Annotated in this window: 13 protein-coding genes and 1 pseudogene; 10 read left to right on the forward strand and 4 right to left on the reverse strand. The window is 31.6% G+C overall.

Annotated features, from left to right (window positions below):
* Positions 1–20: 20 nt before the first annotated feature.
* Positions 21–1,982: a right-handed parallel beta-helix repeat-containing protein gene (locus GQR97_RS12330; protein WP_158848793.1), complete on the forward strand. Its 1,962-nt coding sequence runs from the start codon at positions 21–23 to the stop codon at positions 1,980–1,982.
* 250 nt (positions 1,983–2,232) lie between these two features.
* On the opposite strand, the gene GQR97_RS12335 is transcribed toward GQR97_RS12330, so the two are convergent.
* Positions 2,233–2,838, reverse strand: a complete 606-nt coding sequence (locus GQR97_RS12335) for a trimeric intracellular cation channel family protein (protein WP_158848795.1) — start codon at positions 2,836–2,838, stop codon at positions 2,233–2,235.
* A 243-nt stretch (positions 2,839–3,081) separates the two neighbouring features.
* The gene (locus GQR97_RS12340; protein ID WP_158848798.1) at positions 3,082–3,828 is read right to left on the reverse strand and encodes an RDD family protein; all 747 of its coding nucleotides are present in this window, start codon (positions 3,826–3,828) and stop codon (positions 3,082–3,084) included.
* A gap of 23 nt (positions 3,829–3,851) precedes the next feature.
* Here GQR97_RS12340 and GQR97_RS12345 point away from each other — a divergent pair, with 23 nt between their 5' ends.
* The 6 genes from GQR97_RS12345 to GQR97_RS12370 all read left to right on the forward strand — a co-directional run bounded on the left by GQR97_RS12345 (position 3,852) and on the right by GQR97_RS12370 (position 10,235).
* Positions 3,852–4,829, forward strand: a complete 978-nt coding sequence (locus tag GQR97_RS12345; protein ID WP_158848800.1) for a stage II sporulation protein M — start codon at positions 3,852–3,854, stop codon at positions 4,827–4,829.
* Positions 4,816–5,757: a hypothetical protein gene (locus tag GQR97_RS12350; RefSeq protein WP_158848802.1), complete on the forward strand. Its 942-nt coding sequence runs from the start codon at positions 4,816–4,818 to the stop codon at positions 5,755–5,757. Before GQR97_RS12345 ends, GQR97_RS12350 begins: the two co-directional genes overlap by 14 nt.
* On the forward strand, positions 5,750–6,517 hold the full coding sequence (locus GQR97_RS12355; RefSeq protein ID WP_158848804.1) for a DUF4129 domain-containing protein: 768 nt from the start codon (positions 5,750–5,752) through the stop codon (positions 6,515–6,517). The genes GQR97_RS12350 and GQR97_RS12355 overlap by 8 nt, the downstream gene beginning before the upstream one ends.
* Positions 6,514–7,710: a DUF4350 domain-containing protein gene (locus tag GQR97_RS12360; RefSeq protein ID WP_158848806.1), complete on the forward strand. Its 1,197-nt coding sequence runs from the start codon at positions 6,514–6,516 to the stop codon at positions 7,708–7,710. The genes GQR97_RS12355 and GQR97_RS12360 overlap by 4 nt, the downstream gene beginning before the upstream one ends.
* A gap of 2 nt (positions 7,711–7,712) precedes the next feature.
* Positions 7,713–8,786 carry an AAA family ATPase gene (locus tag GQR97_RS12365; RefSeq protein WP_158848808.1) on the forward strand — a complete coding sequence of 358 codons (1,074 nt, stop codon included), beginning with the start codon at positions 7,713–7,715 and terminating at the stop codon, positions 8,784–8,786.
* A gap of 117 nt (positions 8,787–8,903) precedes the next feature.
* Positions 8,904–10,235 carry a DUF58 domain-containing protein gene (locus GQR97_RS12370; protein ID WP_233267535.1) on the forward strand — a complete coding sequence of 444 codons (1,332 nt, stop codon included), beginning with the start codon at positions 8,904–8,906 and terminating at the stop codon, positions 10,233–10,235.
* A gap of 146 nt (positions 10,236–10,381) precedes the next feature.
* Here GQR97_RS12370 and pepT read toward each other — a convergent pair whose 3' ends face one another.
* Positions 10,382–11,620 (reverse strand): peptidase T, encoded by a 1,239-nt coding sequence (gene pepT / locus GQR97_RS12375; protein ID WP_158848810.1) that lies wholly within the window; start codon positions 11,618–11,620, stop codon positions 10,382–10,384.
* Positions 11,621–11,899: 279 nt separating this feature from the next.
* Here pepT and GQR97_RS12380 point away from each other — a divergent pair, with 279 nt between their 5' ends.
* Positions 11,900–12,937, forward strand: a complete 1,038-nt coding sequence (locus tag GQR97_RS12380) for a quinone-dependent dihydroorotate dehydrogenase (protein ID WP_158848812.1) — start codon at positions 11,900–11,902, stop codon at positions 12,935–12,937.
* Here the strand turns inward: GQR97_RS12380 and GQR97_RS12385 are convergent, their stop codons facing one another.
* The gene (locus GQR97_RS12385) at positions 12,938–14,008 is read right to left on the reverse strand and encodes a zinc-dependent metalloprotease (RefSeq protein WP_233267536.1); all 1,071 of its coding nucleotides are present in this window, start codon (positions 14,006–14,008) and stop codon (positions 12,938–12,940) included.
* Positions 14,009–14,452: 444 nt separating this feature from the next.
* Between GQR97_RS12385 and GQR97_RS12390 the strand changes: the two are divergent.
* Together GQR97_RS12390 and GQR97_RS12395 are read left to right on the forward strand one after the other, a co-directional pair.
* Positions 14,453–15,315: pseudogene (locus GQR97_RS12390) on the forward strand (hydroxymethylglutaryl-CoA lyase).
* A 293-nt stretch (positions 15,316–15,608) separates the two neighbouring features.
* Positions 15,609–16,805 (forward strand): DUF4856 domain-containing protein, encoded by a 1,197-nt coding sequence (locus GQR97_RS12395; RefSeq protein WP_158848816.1) that lies wholly within the window; start codon positions 15,609–15,611, stop codon positions 16,803–16,805.
* The last annotated feature ends 19 nt before the right edge of the window (positions 16,806–16,824 follow it).

Raw genomic sequence — 16,824 nt, forward strand, 5'->3', positions numbered from 1 at the left:
CCCCAAATTACTTTAACCAAATGAAAAACAGAATTACAATTTTGAATAAGAAGATTATAGTATCAATGTCTTTTATCTTCTTATTTACAAGTATCAATACATTTTCTCAAGAAGAAATTTATGTAGACAATCAATTAAGCTCCCCTTGTTTAGGAACATATTCAATTAGTAATCGCGATTGTACGGGTAGCGACGGTAATGCTTATAATACATTAGCAGGTGCCGCAGCAGTTGCTTCTGCCGGCGATACTGTTTTTATTCGTGAAGGTGTTTTTACCTCTCAGTTAAAGCCTATAAATTCTGGTACAGCTATAGATAGAATAATTTATAAAAACTATGAAAACGAAGAAGTTTTGATTACAGGAGTATCGCTTTCACCTGCAGTTTTTATTTATGAAGTCGATTATATTACAATAGAAGGCTTAAATATTGAGAATGTGAGAAGATGGTTAAATGTCTTAGGAGCCAACAATATTATATTAAAAAATAATACATTTAAAGATGCTTTAGATTCTGGTGGTAGTTCTAAAACAGGATTATTTTTTCAAAACTCAGATTACAATAGAATTACAAATAATGTAATAGATAATTCAACTCAGGATAATATAGGGTTAGTTCAATCTAATTATAATTTAATTGATAATAATACAATAACTCGAGCTGAACACGTTTTATGGACTATTAAGTGTAGTAATTATAATGTAATTAGAGAAAATTATTTTCATAATGAACTACAGAAAATAGGAGAAGTTTACGATTGCGATAATGTTGGGCATGGAGATTCTCCATACAATAAAATTACTTCGCTTAACGATACAAAGCATAACGTAATAGAGCATAATATATTTGCTTTTACCACTTCGCCTGTTAATGCATCACCTTATTCAGGCATTCAATATGCTGGTCAAAACGGTATTATTAGAAATAATGTATTTTACGATTGTCAAGGCCCTCCAATATCTTTAACCTTATATTCTGATGAAGCTACTTTTAATTATGGAAATAGAATCTATAATAATGATTTTTATAACAATGAATTTGGTGCAATAGACATATCTGGATCGACATCTCATACATTCAGTGATCAGGAAATTAAAAACAACATTCTTTTTAAGAACAAGTTTATTCAGAGAGATACACGTTGGTCATGGTATACAGAACTTAATAATAAGCCTGTTCAGGTTTTTACTGGTAGAACTACAGATGTAATATTAGATAATAATAATATCTTTAATTCGGAAATAGATGAATTATATACCATAGCGTATGGTAGTCGTAATTCTTCGTCTAACCCAGATTCTAAATCTTTAACTTGGTGGGAAACCAATTATCCACAGTTATTTTTAAATAGTCTTCAAGTTAATCCAAACTTTGTAGATGCATCGGTTTATAATTTTAATTTATCAGAAGGTAGCCCAATGATTGATGCTGGTGGTTTTCTTACTGTAACTTCTTCATCAGGAAGTGGCAAAACAATGGTAGTTGCAGATGCTTCTTATTTTGTTGATGATTTTGGTATTGCCGATTTTACTGGAGATACAATACAATTAGAAGGTCAAAATGAAAGGGCTGTTATAACGAGCATAAATTATGGAACTAACACGCTAACGTTAGATGTTGCGTTAACTTGGAGTTCTGGTCAGAAATTAAGTAGATCGTATAGCGGAACTGCTCCTGATGTTGGTGCATTTGAATATGATAACGGAAGTTCTTTAGGTATAGAATTAGAATATGATGATTCGAATTTTAAAATGTATCCTAATCCAACAACGTCTATAGTTACAGTAGAATTAAGTACTATCGGAAGTAGTAATATCACTAGTTTATCTATTCTTAATTTATTAGGCGCTACACTTTATAATAGTTCTATAGATAATAAAAAAGTTGTTGAGTTTGATATGAAGGATTTACCTAATGGTGTTTATTTATTAAAAATTAATACAGAAAGTAAACAGATGATAAAAAGAATTGTGAAAAACTAAACTAATCGATTGGTATTCTTAATTTTTATTAAATAAAGATGTCGATAACTAATTTTAGTGATAGTACATTTTACAAATAAAAACCAAGAAATATCTCCAGCAAATAATGCTCAAAAATGCAAATACCATATTTTTGAGCATTATTCTTATAGAATATTTAGAGGAATTGAATTTATATTAAAATAGTTTTTTTTTAATGTATTAGGTCATTAATAAAAGTTAGTTTTCAAATAAAAAAAAATCAGAATAATTATCCTTTTGCATAAATTTTTGGCAATGAAATTTTGAATTTCACAGCTAATAATCTTGTTATTGCGACCACAACACCAGAAATAACAAATACCCAATTATCCTGAATAGGGAATTCACTTAGAACGAAATAAGTAATGCCTCCTAAAATACAGGCTGTAGCATAAATTTCTTCTCTAAAAATCACTGGAATTTCGTTGCATAAAATATCACGCATTACTCCACCAAAACTAGCTGTCATGGTACCTAATGAAATACAAATAAAAGGGTGAAGTCCGGCTTCCATTCCTTTTTGTATACCAACAAGAGTGTAAATACTTATGCCAATAGTATCGAATAAAAATAAAGATGTACGCAGATAATTAATTTTAGTTCTAAGAATAATAGCCACTACTGAAGACGCTAAAATAATATAGGTATATGTAATGTTTTGCATCCAGGTTACAGGAGTGTTTCCAATAAGTAAATCGCGAAGTGTACCTCCACCTACAGCGGTTACGAAAGCAATAATTAAAATGCCAAATAAGTCCATTTTTTTATTAATGGCAATTAATACTCCAGAAATGGAAAAGGCAATAACTCCTAAGATATCGATGATGTATATCATAATTACTAATTATAAGTTAAGCCTAATTTCGCGTTAGGGATTAAGGCATTGTTGAAGCTCTTTTTGTGTTGTTGCACCTATGCAACATAAAAAAGCGACTGCCGAAAGCCCGACCCTTGTGGTAACGCCAAAAAAGGTTTGCAAAATTAGTCTATTTTAGAACTTTAATGGTGTTTGATTTTGATATTTTTCGACTTTAAATAAATGATTTTTACTGCTAGTCTCCTATAATAAATTATCAATCTACATGTTTTGAGTATAATAATTATAATCTTTCATGATAACATCTATAAACTCCATGTCGGTTTTTTGTTTCACTTCTTTTATATCGACTACTTCAATAAGTTTTTTACGCAGTTTTATTAAAGTTGGATAATCATGAGATGCTTTTGCGGTGGTGAATGTTTCTTTTATAATTCGTGCATCATTATCCGATAATTTTATCACGTTCGGGTAGGTGGGTTTATAATCGTCGGATAAGTTTTCGAGTATGGTATGGCTAATATTTACCTTATTACTAAGTGTGATAACGGATGTTCCTGCTGTAATATCGCCCAATCTTTGGTTTTTGTTACTCGAGATTATGGATATTAATGCTACAACACCGCTGAGCATATTTAAATCGATAATGCGAAAAAACCAACGAATTAAAAAATCGGCCAGTGTTGCTTGGTAACCATCAATTTTTACTACTTTTATTTTTAAAATACGTTTGCCAAGTGTTTGTCCGTCGAGAAGAGTTTCAAAAACTAAAGTGTACAAAATTACTGGTAAATAGCATGTTACGTAAATGGCGCCTTTAGACCAATTATCCATGTCTTGAATTAAATCGGGGACATTAAATAGATTAAAAAGGAGTTGATAAACTACAATAATGTAGGCTATTTTTATAATCCAATCGATACCATATGCCAAGATGCGCTCTCCAACGCTGGCAGCTGTAAAATTTATATTAACATTTTGTGTGGTATTTATTTGTAACTCTACCATGAATTGTTTTAATTTGGTTAACAATGAGAGAAGTTGCATTTATCAAACAAAACAAAGAAAAGTGGCTGGATTTTGAAAAAGCTATTTTTGGAAAAACTTTAAAGAACCCAGATGAATTAGCATCTCTTTATATTCATTTGGTAAACGATCTATCTTACGCTCAAACCTATTATCCCAAAAGTAAAACAATTCTTTATTTAAACAACTTAGCAGCCAAAGCTTTTCAGAAAATTTATAAAACAAAACGCGAAGACACCAATAGATTCGTACAGTTTTGGAAGGTTGAAGTGCCTTTAATTGTTTACGAAAATAGGCGATATGTGCTTTATGCCTTCGCAATTTTTTTAACTTTTGTGGGTATTGGAGCTTTATCTGCTGCTTTTGATGATTCTTTTGTGCGCCTTATTTTAGGCGATCATTATGTAAATATGACTCTCGAAAATATTGAAAAAGGCGATCCTGTGGCTGTTTATAAAAGCGGTAGTAACTGGGGAAGTTTTATTGGCATTACGCTCAATAATTTATATGTAGGTATTAAGTCTTTTATATTTGGTGTTTTTGGCGGTATTGGCACGGGATATATATTGCTAAGCAACGGTATTATGTTGGGGGCTTTTCAGTTTATGTTTCAAAAGCATGGCGTATTATGGGAAAGTGTTCGTGGTATTTGGATTCATGGCGCTATGGAAATTTTTGCCATTGTTATAGAAGGTGCAGCTGGTTTAATTTTAGGAGCAAGTATCTTATTTCCAAAAACATATTCTAGAGTTACAAGCTTTAAAATGGGTATGAAGGATGGGGTTAAAATTTTAATTAGCACCTTTCCGTTTACTATTGCAGCAGGATTTCTAGAAGGTTTTGTAACACGATATTCTAATATAATGCCCAATTGGTTATCGGTTGGTATTATTTTAATTACACTAAGTATTATTTCTTTTTACTATTTAATTTACCCATTTATTTTGAATAAAAAATTTAGAAAAGCACATGGAATTATATAGATCACGAGGTTTTAGCGAGTTTTTTCAAGATACTTTTTCGTTTATTAAACAAAACGGGAAACACTTTTTTAGAGAATATTTTATTGTAAACGGTATCTTTTTGTTGGTTTTGGCAGTTTTAGGCTATTTCTTCACAAAATTTTATACCGATTTTATTTTTGGAAATATTTTAAACAACAAAAGCACCACGGCTTTAGATGATTATATGAACGATAATTTCGTTTTGTTTTTAGCCATTTTAGCGATATTCTTAATAGTTGCTATGGTTGCAGGTATTGTTTCTTACGCTTTTCCGTTTATTTATTTGAAATTATATAACCACAAGGGAGGAACAAATTTTGAAACACGAGATATTTTACGTAGTTATAAAAGCAATATTAGTAAATTATTTATTTTTATTCTTTGCTGTATAGCCATTTCAATCCCCATGTTAATCTTATTTGTAATTGGAGCCTTCGTTTTAACAATTACCATTATAGGTATTATGGCAATTCCTCTTTTAGTTGGTGCTTTCATGCTATTTTATGGCATGGCTTTAATGGAGTATTTAGAAGGTGATAAAGGTATTTGGGATTGTTTTGCTTATTCATGGGATTTATTAAAATCTAAGTTTTGGGCGGCCGTTGGTAGCGTTGGTTTGTTTTATTTAATAATTTACATAATCCAAAATATAATCTCCATTATTCCTTATTTTTTTGGAATGGCAAGTATGTTTACTACCGTTCAAGACGGAAGTGCTAATGCGCAAGATGTTGGAGCAACCATGACGGTTGTTATGCTTATCGTCTTCTTTTTAACCTTTTTTGTGAGTGCTATTTTAGGAAATGTTGTGCAACTTAATCAAGGTGTTGTTTTTTATAGTTTGAAAGAAGAAAAAGAGAATATAAACACCAAAAGTGTTATAGATCAAATTGGTTCGGGTGAGTAGAAAGCAATATTTACATATCGTTTTGTTAGTATTCGGACTGTTTTTTTATTCTGAAACTATTTCGGCCAAGAGCTTCACAACTTTTGAGACGGTTTTAGTAGAACAGGATAGTTTGCAAATTGATACAGCATCTGTTGAAAAACGACATTTCGAAAATTTAAAAACTCTTTATACAGGTGAAGATTATGTTTACGATCGTACGGTTGAAAGTTCTGGCTGGTGGACACGATTTAAACAATGGTTGAGTGAGTTTCTTAGAGATTTCTTTAAAATGAAAGGTGAAAAGCAATCGTCTGCATTTACCGATATTGCTCTTAAAATAGGAGCTGTTGCAGTTATACTATTAGTGATTTTCTTCATTTTTAAAGCAGTCATGAATAGTGAAGGTAAATGGGTTTTCGGGAAAGGTTCCGATAAAAACATTATCCCTGTTAGCGATATTGAAGCCAATATTCATGCTACAGATTTTAAAACCCTTATTGCTTCCGCGGAAGCAGAACATAATTACAGATTAGCAATTCGATATTACTATTTGTGGCTTTTAAAGGATTTAACTAATGCTGAAATTATTGAATACGATGTTGAAAAAACAAACAGCGATTATCAAAATGAAATATCTACAAAGTCTTTAAAAGATGGTTTTTCATATACATCATATTTGTACAATTATATTTGGTATGGCGAGTTTGACGTTAATGAAAACGAGTTCAATAAAGCTAAAGATGCTTTTATTCAATTTTTAAAATCGATAAAAGCATGAACAAAACGGTAAAAATATATATAGTTTTGCTCATCCTTCTTTTTGCAGGAGCAACAGCCATTGAGTTTTCTAGGGAAAAGCCAATTAATTGGGACCGAACGTTTAATGAAACTCATAAAATACCATACGGTACATTTATTTTTTACGATCAGCTTAAAAATTTATTTCCCGAAAGTACTGTAAAAACTATAAAAACGACACCTTACGAGTATTTCGATGCGCTTTATAATTTTCAAGATAGCATATATGAAACAAGCGGAACTTATATGGTTATTAATAATTATGCTGGCCTTGATGATGTATCGGCACAAGAATTATTAGATTTTGCAGCACACGGAAATGATGTGTTTATGTCCTCGCATTTTCCATCTCAAAATATTCAAGACTCATTAGGCGTCGATGTAGAAAGTGATTATAATTTTAAAGGAAAAGCTAATTTAAGTTTTGAAAATAGCGAGTTTAAAAACGATTCTATTAACATCGAAAAGGGTTTAGGGAATTATTACTTTAAGGAGTTAGATTCTGTTTCAACTACGGTTTTAGGCTATCAAAAATTCGATTCTATTCAGCATATAAATTATGTAAAGGTTGAATACGGTGCGGGTAATTTCTATTTGCATCTTCAGCCAATCGTGTTTACCAATTATCATTTGTTAAAAAAGGATAATAAAAAATATGCCGAAGCTGCACTTTCTTATGTTTCTAACGATACTATTCATTTCGATTCTGTAAACAAAATTGGTAAAGATTTAGGGAGCTCCCCATTACGTTTTATTCTAAAAACTCCTGCGTTGCGTTGGGCGTGGTTTTTGGCGATATTCACATTAATTTGCTTTATGATTTTTAATGCTAAGCGTCGTCAGCGTATTGTAAAGACTATAAAACCGAACGAAAATACAACAGTTGCTTTTACAAAAACGATTGGTAATTTGTATTATGAAACTAAGGAACACGACACTATTATTGATAAAAAAATCACATACTTTTTAGAATATTTAAGGCGTGAGTATTTTTTAGATACGCAGCTTCTAGACGAAAAATTTATTAAGAATTTAAGTCTGAAATCGAATAAGAAACAAGACACTATAAAACGATTAATTAATTTAATTTTACAATTGAAAGCCAAACGACATTTAGAAGAGGCCGATTTGTTAAGGTTAAACAAAGCTATTGAAGCTTTTTATAATAAATAATTATGGACGAAAACATCACGCCAAACAATGATAATTTAGATTTAGGAAACCAACAGCAAGATTTTGAAAATACCCTTTCGGGGAATGATGCTGTACCCGAATCTAATTTGGATTTTAAAAACCGTATCGATTTAAGCGAATTGCAACGAGGTATTGCACTTATCAAGGACGAAATAGGTAAGGTTATTGTAGGGCAAAAAGGAATGATAGATATGCTTATTGCATCCATTCTTGCAAACGGACATTCTTTAATAGAAGGTGTACCTGGTGTTGCAAAAACTATTTCGGCTAAGTTGTTAGCTAAATCTTTAGATGTTGGCTTTAGTCGTATTCAATTTACACCAGATTTAATGCCAAGTGATATTTTAGGGACATCGATTTTCGATATGAAATCTTCGGAATTTCAATTTAAAAAAGGACCTATTTTCTCTAATATGATTTTAATAGATGAAATAAATCGTGCACCAGCAAAAACGCAAGCCGCTTTGTTCGAGGTGATGGAAGAACGTCAAATTACTATCGATGGAAATAAATTCATAATGGATTTACCATTCATTGTTTTAGCGACACAAAACCCTATAGAGCAGGAAGGGACTTACCGTTTACCCGAAGCACAGTTAGACCGCTTTCTTTTTAAAATCGATATCGATTATCCAAATTTAGAAGAAGAAATAGAAATTATAAACAGAGAGCAAGCCTTACAAGGTGGATCGAAGACCGATAAAATTACAGCCCATTTAAGTAAAGCTGATATTTCTAAATTTCAAGTTTTGGTTAGTCAAATTATAATCGAATCACATTTGGTAAAATACATAGCCGATATTATTGTGAATACACGAAGCAATCCGTTTTTATATTTAGGAGCTTCACCACGTGCATCAATTGCAATTTTAAAAGCCAGTAAAGCCTTTGCAGCCATGAACGGACGTGATTTTGTAACACCAGAAGATATTAAGCAAGCAGCTATTCCTGTGTTGCAACACCGTGTTATTGTAACTCCAGAACGCGAAATGGAAGGTGTAACATCGAAACAGATTATTAAACAAATTATAGAAGCTGTAGAGATTCCTAGGTAGAGGTTTTTAAGTATTTAATTTGCAGTGAATAAGTATGTGGTACTCAGTATTCAGTAAAAAAAAGTAAGCAATATCCAGTAACTAACAACGAATATCTATAAATCAATAACAAAAACATTGAAACGTATTAAACCTTTTTACATACAAAATAGATTTTTCTACGCATGCTTAGCTATTATGGTTTTGTTTGTTTTAAGCTTTTTAGAGCCAAGATTGTTTAATTTGGTAAAGCTGTTATTGCTAGGGCTTTTTGCGCTAACTATTTTGGATACTATATTACTTTTTGTAGCTAAAAAGGGAATAAAAGGAACAAGGAAGTTGCCTGAGAAATTCTCGAATGGTGATCAAAATCCAATTGGTATTTCAGTTGAAAATTTCTATACATTTCCTGTTTATATTCAAATTATTGATGAAATCCCCATACAGTTTCAAGTTCGTGATTTTAAAATTGATAGAAAATTAGATGCTTCCAGCTTAACGGAATTGGAGTATGAACTGCGCCCAACAGAGCGTGGCGAATATCAATTCGGGAAACTTAATATTTATGTATCTTCTGTTTTTGGATTAATTTCTAGACGTTTTTGGTTTGATGATGATGTGATGATACCAACGTATCCTAGTTTTATTCAATTAAGAAAATATAACCTGCTTGCTATAAGTAATAATTTATTACAATATGGTATTAAAAAAGTTAGAAAACTTGGACATACCATGGAATTCGAACAAATTAAAGATTATGTTTTAGGAGATGATTTACGGACTATAAATTGGAAAGCGACAGCTAAGAAAAACCAATTAATGGTAAATCAATTTCAAGACGAAAAATCTCAACCCGTATATTCTGTAATAGATAAAGGGCGCGTTATGAAAATGCCATTCGATGGATTAACATTACTTGATTATGCCATAAATGCTTCGTTAGTAATATCGAATGTTGCTTTAAAAAAACAAGATAAAGCAGGGATTTTTGCGTTTTCTAAGAAAGTTGAAAATAGAGTAGTAGCAGAGCGCAGAACGTCGCAAATGAATTTGATTTTAGAAGCGCTTTATAATGTTAATACAGATTTTTATGAAAGTGATTTTGGCCGATTATATGCCGATGTAAAAAGAAATATAACACAACGAAGTCTTGTTTTATTATACACCAATTTTGAAACCTTAGATGGTTTACATCGCCAGTTGCCTTATTTAAAAGGGATTGCTAAAAGCCATTTATTGGTGGTTATTTTTTTTAAGAATACAGAATTGGATGGTTTAATTTCGGATAAGGCTGAAACTGTTCAGCAAGCTTATGATAAAGTGATTGCTGAAAAATTTGCTTTTGAAAAACGACTAATTGTTAATGAATTGAAGAAGTATGGTATTTATTCTATTCTAACAACTCCCGAAAACTTAACAATTGATACCATAAATAAGTATCTCGAAATAAAAGCAAGAGGTTTGCTTTAGTTTTGTGTGTTTTAGAAATACCAAAGCATCGTGATAGTTTAAGGTTCTTAAATAGAAAAGTTCGTAATTTATCTAAAGAGAAATATTTCATTTAGAAGAATTACGAACCTTATTTTTTATTGCTCTCAAATATTAATGAGACTCATTTATTTTTTCTCAGCTGTAATCTCTGCAATTTTACAAATTACTTCAGTCGCTTTAATAATACTTTCAACAGGTACATACTCGTAGCGTCCGTGAAAGTTATGTCCGCCAGCAAAAATATTCGGACAAGGTAAGCCCATATAGCTCAATTGTGAGCCATCTGTTCCTCCACGAATAGCTTTAATTAGAGGTTCTATATCTAAAGCTTTCATCGCTTTTTCGGCAATATCAACAATATGCATTACAGGTTCAATTTTTTCACGCATATTAAAATACTGATCTTTAATTTCGGTAGTAATCACTTCGTTTCCGTATTGTGAATTTAATTCAGCGGTTAACTTTTGCATCACTTCCTTTCTAGCTTCAAAATGATTGCTGTTGTGGTCTCGAATTATATATTTTAAAGTGGTTTCTTCAACATCACCTTCCATATTATGTAAATGGAAAAAACCTTGGTAACCTGTTGTGTGTTCTGGAGTTTCCATGCGTGGCAAAGAATTGATGAATTCAGTAGCAATGTACATAGAGTTTATCATTTTGCCTTTAGCATAACCTGGATGCACAATTTTACCCTTAATTTTTACAACGGCACCAGCAGCATTAAAGTTTTCATATTCTAATTCCCCAATCTGGCTACCATCCATGGTATATGCCCATTCGGCTCCAAATTTTTCAACATCAAATTTATGAGCACCTCTTCCTATTTCTTCATCTGGAGTGAAACCAACGCGAATTTTTCCGTGTTTAATTTCTGGATGATTCACTAAATATTCCATAGCCGAAACAATTTCGCAAATTCCAGCTTTATCATCAGCGCCTAAAAGCGTGGTTCCGTCTGTAGCAATTAATGTTTGCCCTTTGTATTGTAGTAAATCTTCAAAATAATCGGGAGAAAGAATAATGTTTTGTTCTTCATTTAAAACAATATCTTTTCCATCGTAATTTTCAATAATTTGAGGTTTTACATCCTTTCCTGTAAAATCTGGCGATGTATCAAAATGAGAAATAAACCCAATAGTTGGCACGTCGTGATCAACATTACTTGGCAAGGTTGCCATGATATATGCGTTCTCGTCAATAGTAACATCTTGTAAACCAATTTGCTTAAGTTCTTCGGCAAGTTTGTTAGCTAAATCCCATTGCTTTTCTGTGCTTGGCGTAGTTTCCGATGCTGGATCAGATTCTGTATCAACAGTTACGTAACCTACAAAGCGTTTTATGATGTGTTCTTTTGAAATCATTTTAGAAAATTTTTATTGTATTTGAAGAAAAAAATGCTCTTATTTTAATACTTCAAAAGTACGAATTTTAGTAATCAATGCACGAAAGTTTTGAGCAAAAATGATGCGATATAAATTGTATGAATTATTCTAATTTCTATTCAAAACCTTGTTAGTGTTACTATTTTTACTAGTTTATGAAGTTGGAATTGGTTTAGGCGTGATGAACATATTTAAATTTTTCAGTCTTTAGAATTGTTCAATTTTTTAATTAGACCTATTTTTGCACAAATAATCCTGATGTACAAACAATTACTACGCCCGATATTTTTTTCTTTCGATCCTGAAAAAATTCACCATTTCACCTTTTCATTAGTAAAATTCACTTCTAAAATCCCTGGTTTTAAATCTATATATAGAAGTTTTTATGTTTTAGAAGATGTTAAATTGGAACGAAAATTATTCGGATTAACTTTTAAAAACCCAGTAGGATTAGCGGCAGGTTTTGATAAAAATGCTGTTCTGTATAATGAATTAGCAAATTTTGGATTCGGTTTTATAGAAATAGGTACAGTAACTCCAAAAGAGCAAGAGGGAAACCCTAAAAAGCGTTTATTCCGTTTAAAGGATGATCAAGGAATTATTAACCGTATGGGTTTTAATAATAAAGGTTTACAGGCGGCTATTGAACAACTTAAAAAGAATAAAGGTAAATTAATTATTGGTGGTAATATTGGGAAAAATACCCAGACAAAACCAGAAGATTATACTAAAGATTACTTGGAATGTTTTAACGCATTGCATCCTTATGTGGATTATTTTGTGTTGAATGTGAGTTGCCCGAATGTAGGATCGCACGCTAAATTAAACGATAAAGATTATTTAGAAGAATTGATTGGGGCAGTACAAAATGCAAATGCAACTTTTGAAACTCAAAAACCTATCCTTTTAAAAATTGCTCCAGATTTAAATCATGCACAACTAGACGAAATTATAGAATTAGTTAGAGACACAAAGCTAGACGGTGTAATTGCAAGTAATACTTCAATGGATAGAAGTGGTTTAAAGGCTTCTAAGCAACGTTTAGAAAGTATTGGTAATGGAGGTTTAAGCGGTCGGCCGGTAAAGGAAAAAAGTACAGCGGTTATTAAATATTTATCTGAAAAGAGTAATAAAGCCTTTCCTATTATTGGTGTTGGAGGTGTGCATTCAGCTAAAGATGCATTAGAAAAAATCGATGCAGGAGCAGATTTGGTTCAAATTTATACAGGCTTTATTTATGAAGGTCCTAGTTTGGTGAAACAAATCAATAAGGCAATTCTTAATAATAGAAAGTAGCTATTTTATAAATCTTCTTGTAACGTTAGAACTTCCATTTTGGAGTTGTAAAATATAACTTCCAGCCGGTAAGTTGTTCACATTAATTTCATTGTTTTGAACATAACCATTTGCTAAGGCTTGGCCTTGAAGGTTAATAATTCTAAAACTTATTGATGTATCTATATCATTAGACGATAGATAAATATTACCATTCTGCACCGGATTAGGGAAAAGCTTTACTGCCGTTAAACTTTCTTTATCAAATTCCTCTTCTTCTATAACAATTTCAGGAATAACTCCGGGTTGGGTAAATCTGTTTATCTCTAATGTAAAATAAGTATACATACGAATAATTTGTTCTGCAGAAAAATGAGTTCTACATGCTTTCAAAGAGTAAGACATAATGTTACCTGTATCTGGAGTGAATTGATCTCCATTTGCATCGGTAGCATTTCCTGTATAATTACAAAAGGAATCAACGTTTTGATAAGATAATCCTGGATCTGCAGGTGTATCGCAAATACCATCACCATCAGTATCGCAGTTACTGCCGTCTACTAATTCTGTTGTTAGTTGCGAGTTATCAATACCATGCGTGTGCACAAGAGAAAAGATATGCCCAATTTCGTGTATTAAAGTAGAATCGTTTATAGAACAGTTATTTTTTACAACAACAATATCTTTATTGTCGCCGTTTTCACTATAACCACAAATTGAAGATTTAGATGCGTTTGTTAAATATTGAGCAAAATAGATATTTAAAATACCAGAAGTATAATGGTCGATTTCTAGTGTTTTTTCATCTCCTTTTGAAAAGTTCATTAAATCGTTATCGTCAATAAAATCGATATCTTCATATATTGAGAAGTTTATATTAATAGCTTTAAAAATATTATTTAAGTTTTCAAATGTGTTTTCTAACTCAGCGGTGTTAAGACCACCAGTACCATTAGAATATCTTAAAACATGAATTTTTATTGGAATATCTTGTATTGATTGAACATCTCCTTTAGAATTTGTAGATCGGTTCTGAGTAAAAGCTTTTTTAGCTATTTCTAATTCTTCAGCATGTTTTTTAAAATAGTTCAAAGAAACCTCAGAGCTAGTTGTTTGACATACTTGTGCTAATTCATTTTGGCCATAGCTAATGCAGCTAATTAACAAAAGAGCTAGCGAAGTAATAAAAAGATTAGTATTTTTTGAGAAAACATTCATTTTGGGGCAAATATTTTATCAAATGTATATTTTCTTTTAAAGGATTAAGAATAAAAACGTTGTAGAGAAAGATATACTCGGTAATAGTATAAAGTGCTCTTTTTTCAGGATTAAAAGCACTATTTTTTATTAGTTATCCTTTGTTTGTTGGGATTCAACGGCTGTTTTTTTCAAATAATTAATGCAAATAAGTCCGTTTATTCGGTTTAAAACTTAAAATTCTTGATATAAACTCTAGCGTAACTAAAAACATCAGTTTATATCTATTTTCTTTTAGAAAAATAATAGTATTTTTAACAACTATATTTTTAATTGTTTATGCAAAAACCCGTAAAAATTATTGAGTGCCCTCGTGATGCTATGCAAGGTATAAGAGCTTTTATTCACGGAAAAAAAGGTCCAATACATTCAGTCTTTATTACGTGTAGGTTTTTGATACTATTGATGTGGGGAGTTTTGTGTCGCCCAAAGCCATTCCACAAATGGTAGATACTTCAGAGGTGTTATCACAATTAGATTTAAGTAAAACAACAAGTAAATTACTTGCTATTATTGCCAATACAAGAGGCGCTGAAGATGCTTGCAAACATGAAGTTATCGATTATTTGGGTTACCCATTTTCTATTTCTGAGAATTTTCAAATGCGAAATACGCATAAGACTATTGCGGAATCTGTGGTTACACTTTCTGAAATTTTAGAACATGCAGATAAAGCAGGTAAAGAGGTTGTTGTTTATATTTCTATGGGTTTTGGGAATCCTTATGGAGATCCTTGGAATGTGGATATAGTAGGTGAGTGGACGGAAAAATTGGCCAATATGGGTGTTAAAATATTGTCATTGAGCGATACCGTTGGTACATCAAATCCGGAAAGTATCAACTACTTGTTTTCACATTTAATTCCTAAATATCCAGAAATTGAGTTTGGAGCACATTTACATACCACGCCAACCAGTTGGTTTGAAAAGGTAGATGCCGCTTATAAAGCGGGATGTTTTCGTTTCGATGGTGCTATACAAGGTTTTGGTGGTTGCCCGATGGCAAAAGACGAGCTGACAGGAAATATGCCAACTGAGAAATTACTTTCCTATTTTACTTCAGAAAAAAACAATCCTTTAAATGCGATTAGTTTTGAGAGTGCTTACAATGAAGCTTCAAAAATCTTTAAAATTTATCATTAATTCTGTTTTTCATATTTCAAATAGTGCAAGTAATTTTAAGAGTTACCTTTTAAAATGGGCTATGTATTATGCGAATTATTGCTGATTTCATAGAAATTAGAGCATTTTTTAAAATTAGTTTAATCTTTGTCAAGTTCCGTTATACATAGGTTAATAGGTGTTTTTCCAAAATCATTTCCTCCTTTATTTTAATTTGTTCTAAATAAACTTTGCTAAAGTTATTATGTGTTTTATATTTGCAACTTCAAATTAAAAATTATTTGTAATAAGTCTAAATAAAACAATAACTTATAATGAAAAAAATAATATTCAGTCTTTTTGTAGCATCGGCATTATTTCAATCTTGTTCAAGTGATGATGATGGAGGTGGAAGCTCTCAAGTAGAAGCACCAACAACATATACCTTTTTAAGAGATGGGAATTCGTCGGTAAGTTATAGCGGACAAACCACAAGAATTTTAATGGCAGAAGAATTAATTTCTGGATTAAAAGTTGAAACAAATACAGTAGAAGTTTTAGATGCTATGTTTGCTCATATAGAAGGAGCAAGTGATTTTAGTGATGCAGATTTAAATGCATCGGATAAAAGTGTACGTAGTAAAGTAGCTGCTTCAACAGATTTTTTCTCAGCAAACACTACAGAAGCTAACGAAATTAAAGCTGATTTTGACGGATGGATTGCTTCTCAAGTTGATGATGTTTTTCCTAACTGGAGTTTTACGGCATCTGCAGGAGTAGCTGGGGCTTTACAACAAGCTGGTGGTGGTACAACACGTTACTTAAACGAAAACGGATTAGAATATAATCAAGCTTTTGCTAAAGGTTTAATTGGTGGATTAATGATCGATCAAATCCTTAACAACTATTTAAGCCCTGCAGTTTTAGATGCAGGTACAAATATTGCAGATAATGATAGTGAGGTTTTAGAAGAAGGTAAAACATACACTTCTATGGAACATAAATGGGATGAAGCTTTTGGATATTTATACGGTAGCGAAGCAGATGCTGCTAATCCTGTTTTAGATGTAGATCAGTTTTTAAGTGAATATTTAGATCGCGTTGAAGCAGATGAAGATTTTACAGGTATAGCTTCTAAAATATACAATGCTTTTATATTAGGTCGTGCTGCAATTGTAGCTAACAACTATACAGTTCGTGATGCTCAAGCAGAGATTATTAAAGAAAATATTTCAGTAATACCAGCAGTTAGAGCGGTATACTATTTACAATCAGGAAAAAATAATTTAGGTGTAGATAATGCATCTGCATTTCATGGTTTATCTGAGGCTTACGGATTTATTTACAGTCTTCAATTTACAAGACAACCAAATTCAAGTTTACCTTATTTAACAAAAACAGAAGTAGATGGGTATTTAGCAGAACTTATGGAAGGTAATGGTTTCTGGGATGTTACGACTAATACTTTAGATGAAATTTTAGATGAGATTTCTGCTAAATTTGGCTTTACAACAGAAGAAGCCTCTAACTAGAAACTTTAGTTTTTAGAAG

The organism is Algibacter sp. L1A34 (genome assembly GCF_009796805.1).
Classification (GTDB): domain Bacteria; phylum Bacteroidota; class Bacteroidia; order Flavobacteriales; family Flavobacteriaceae; genus Algibacter.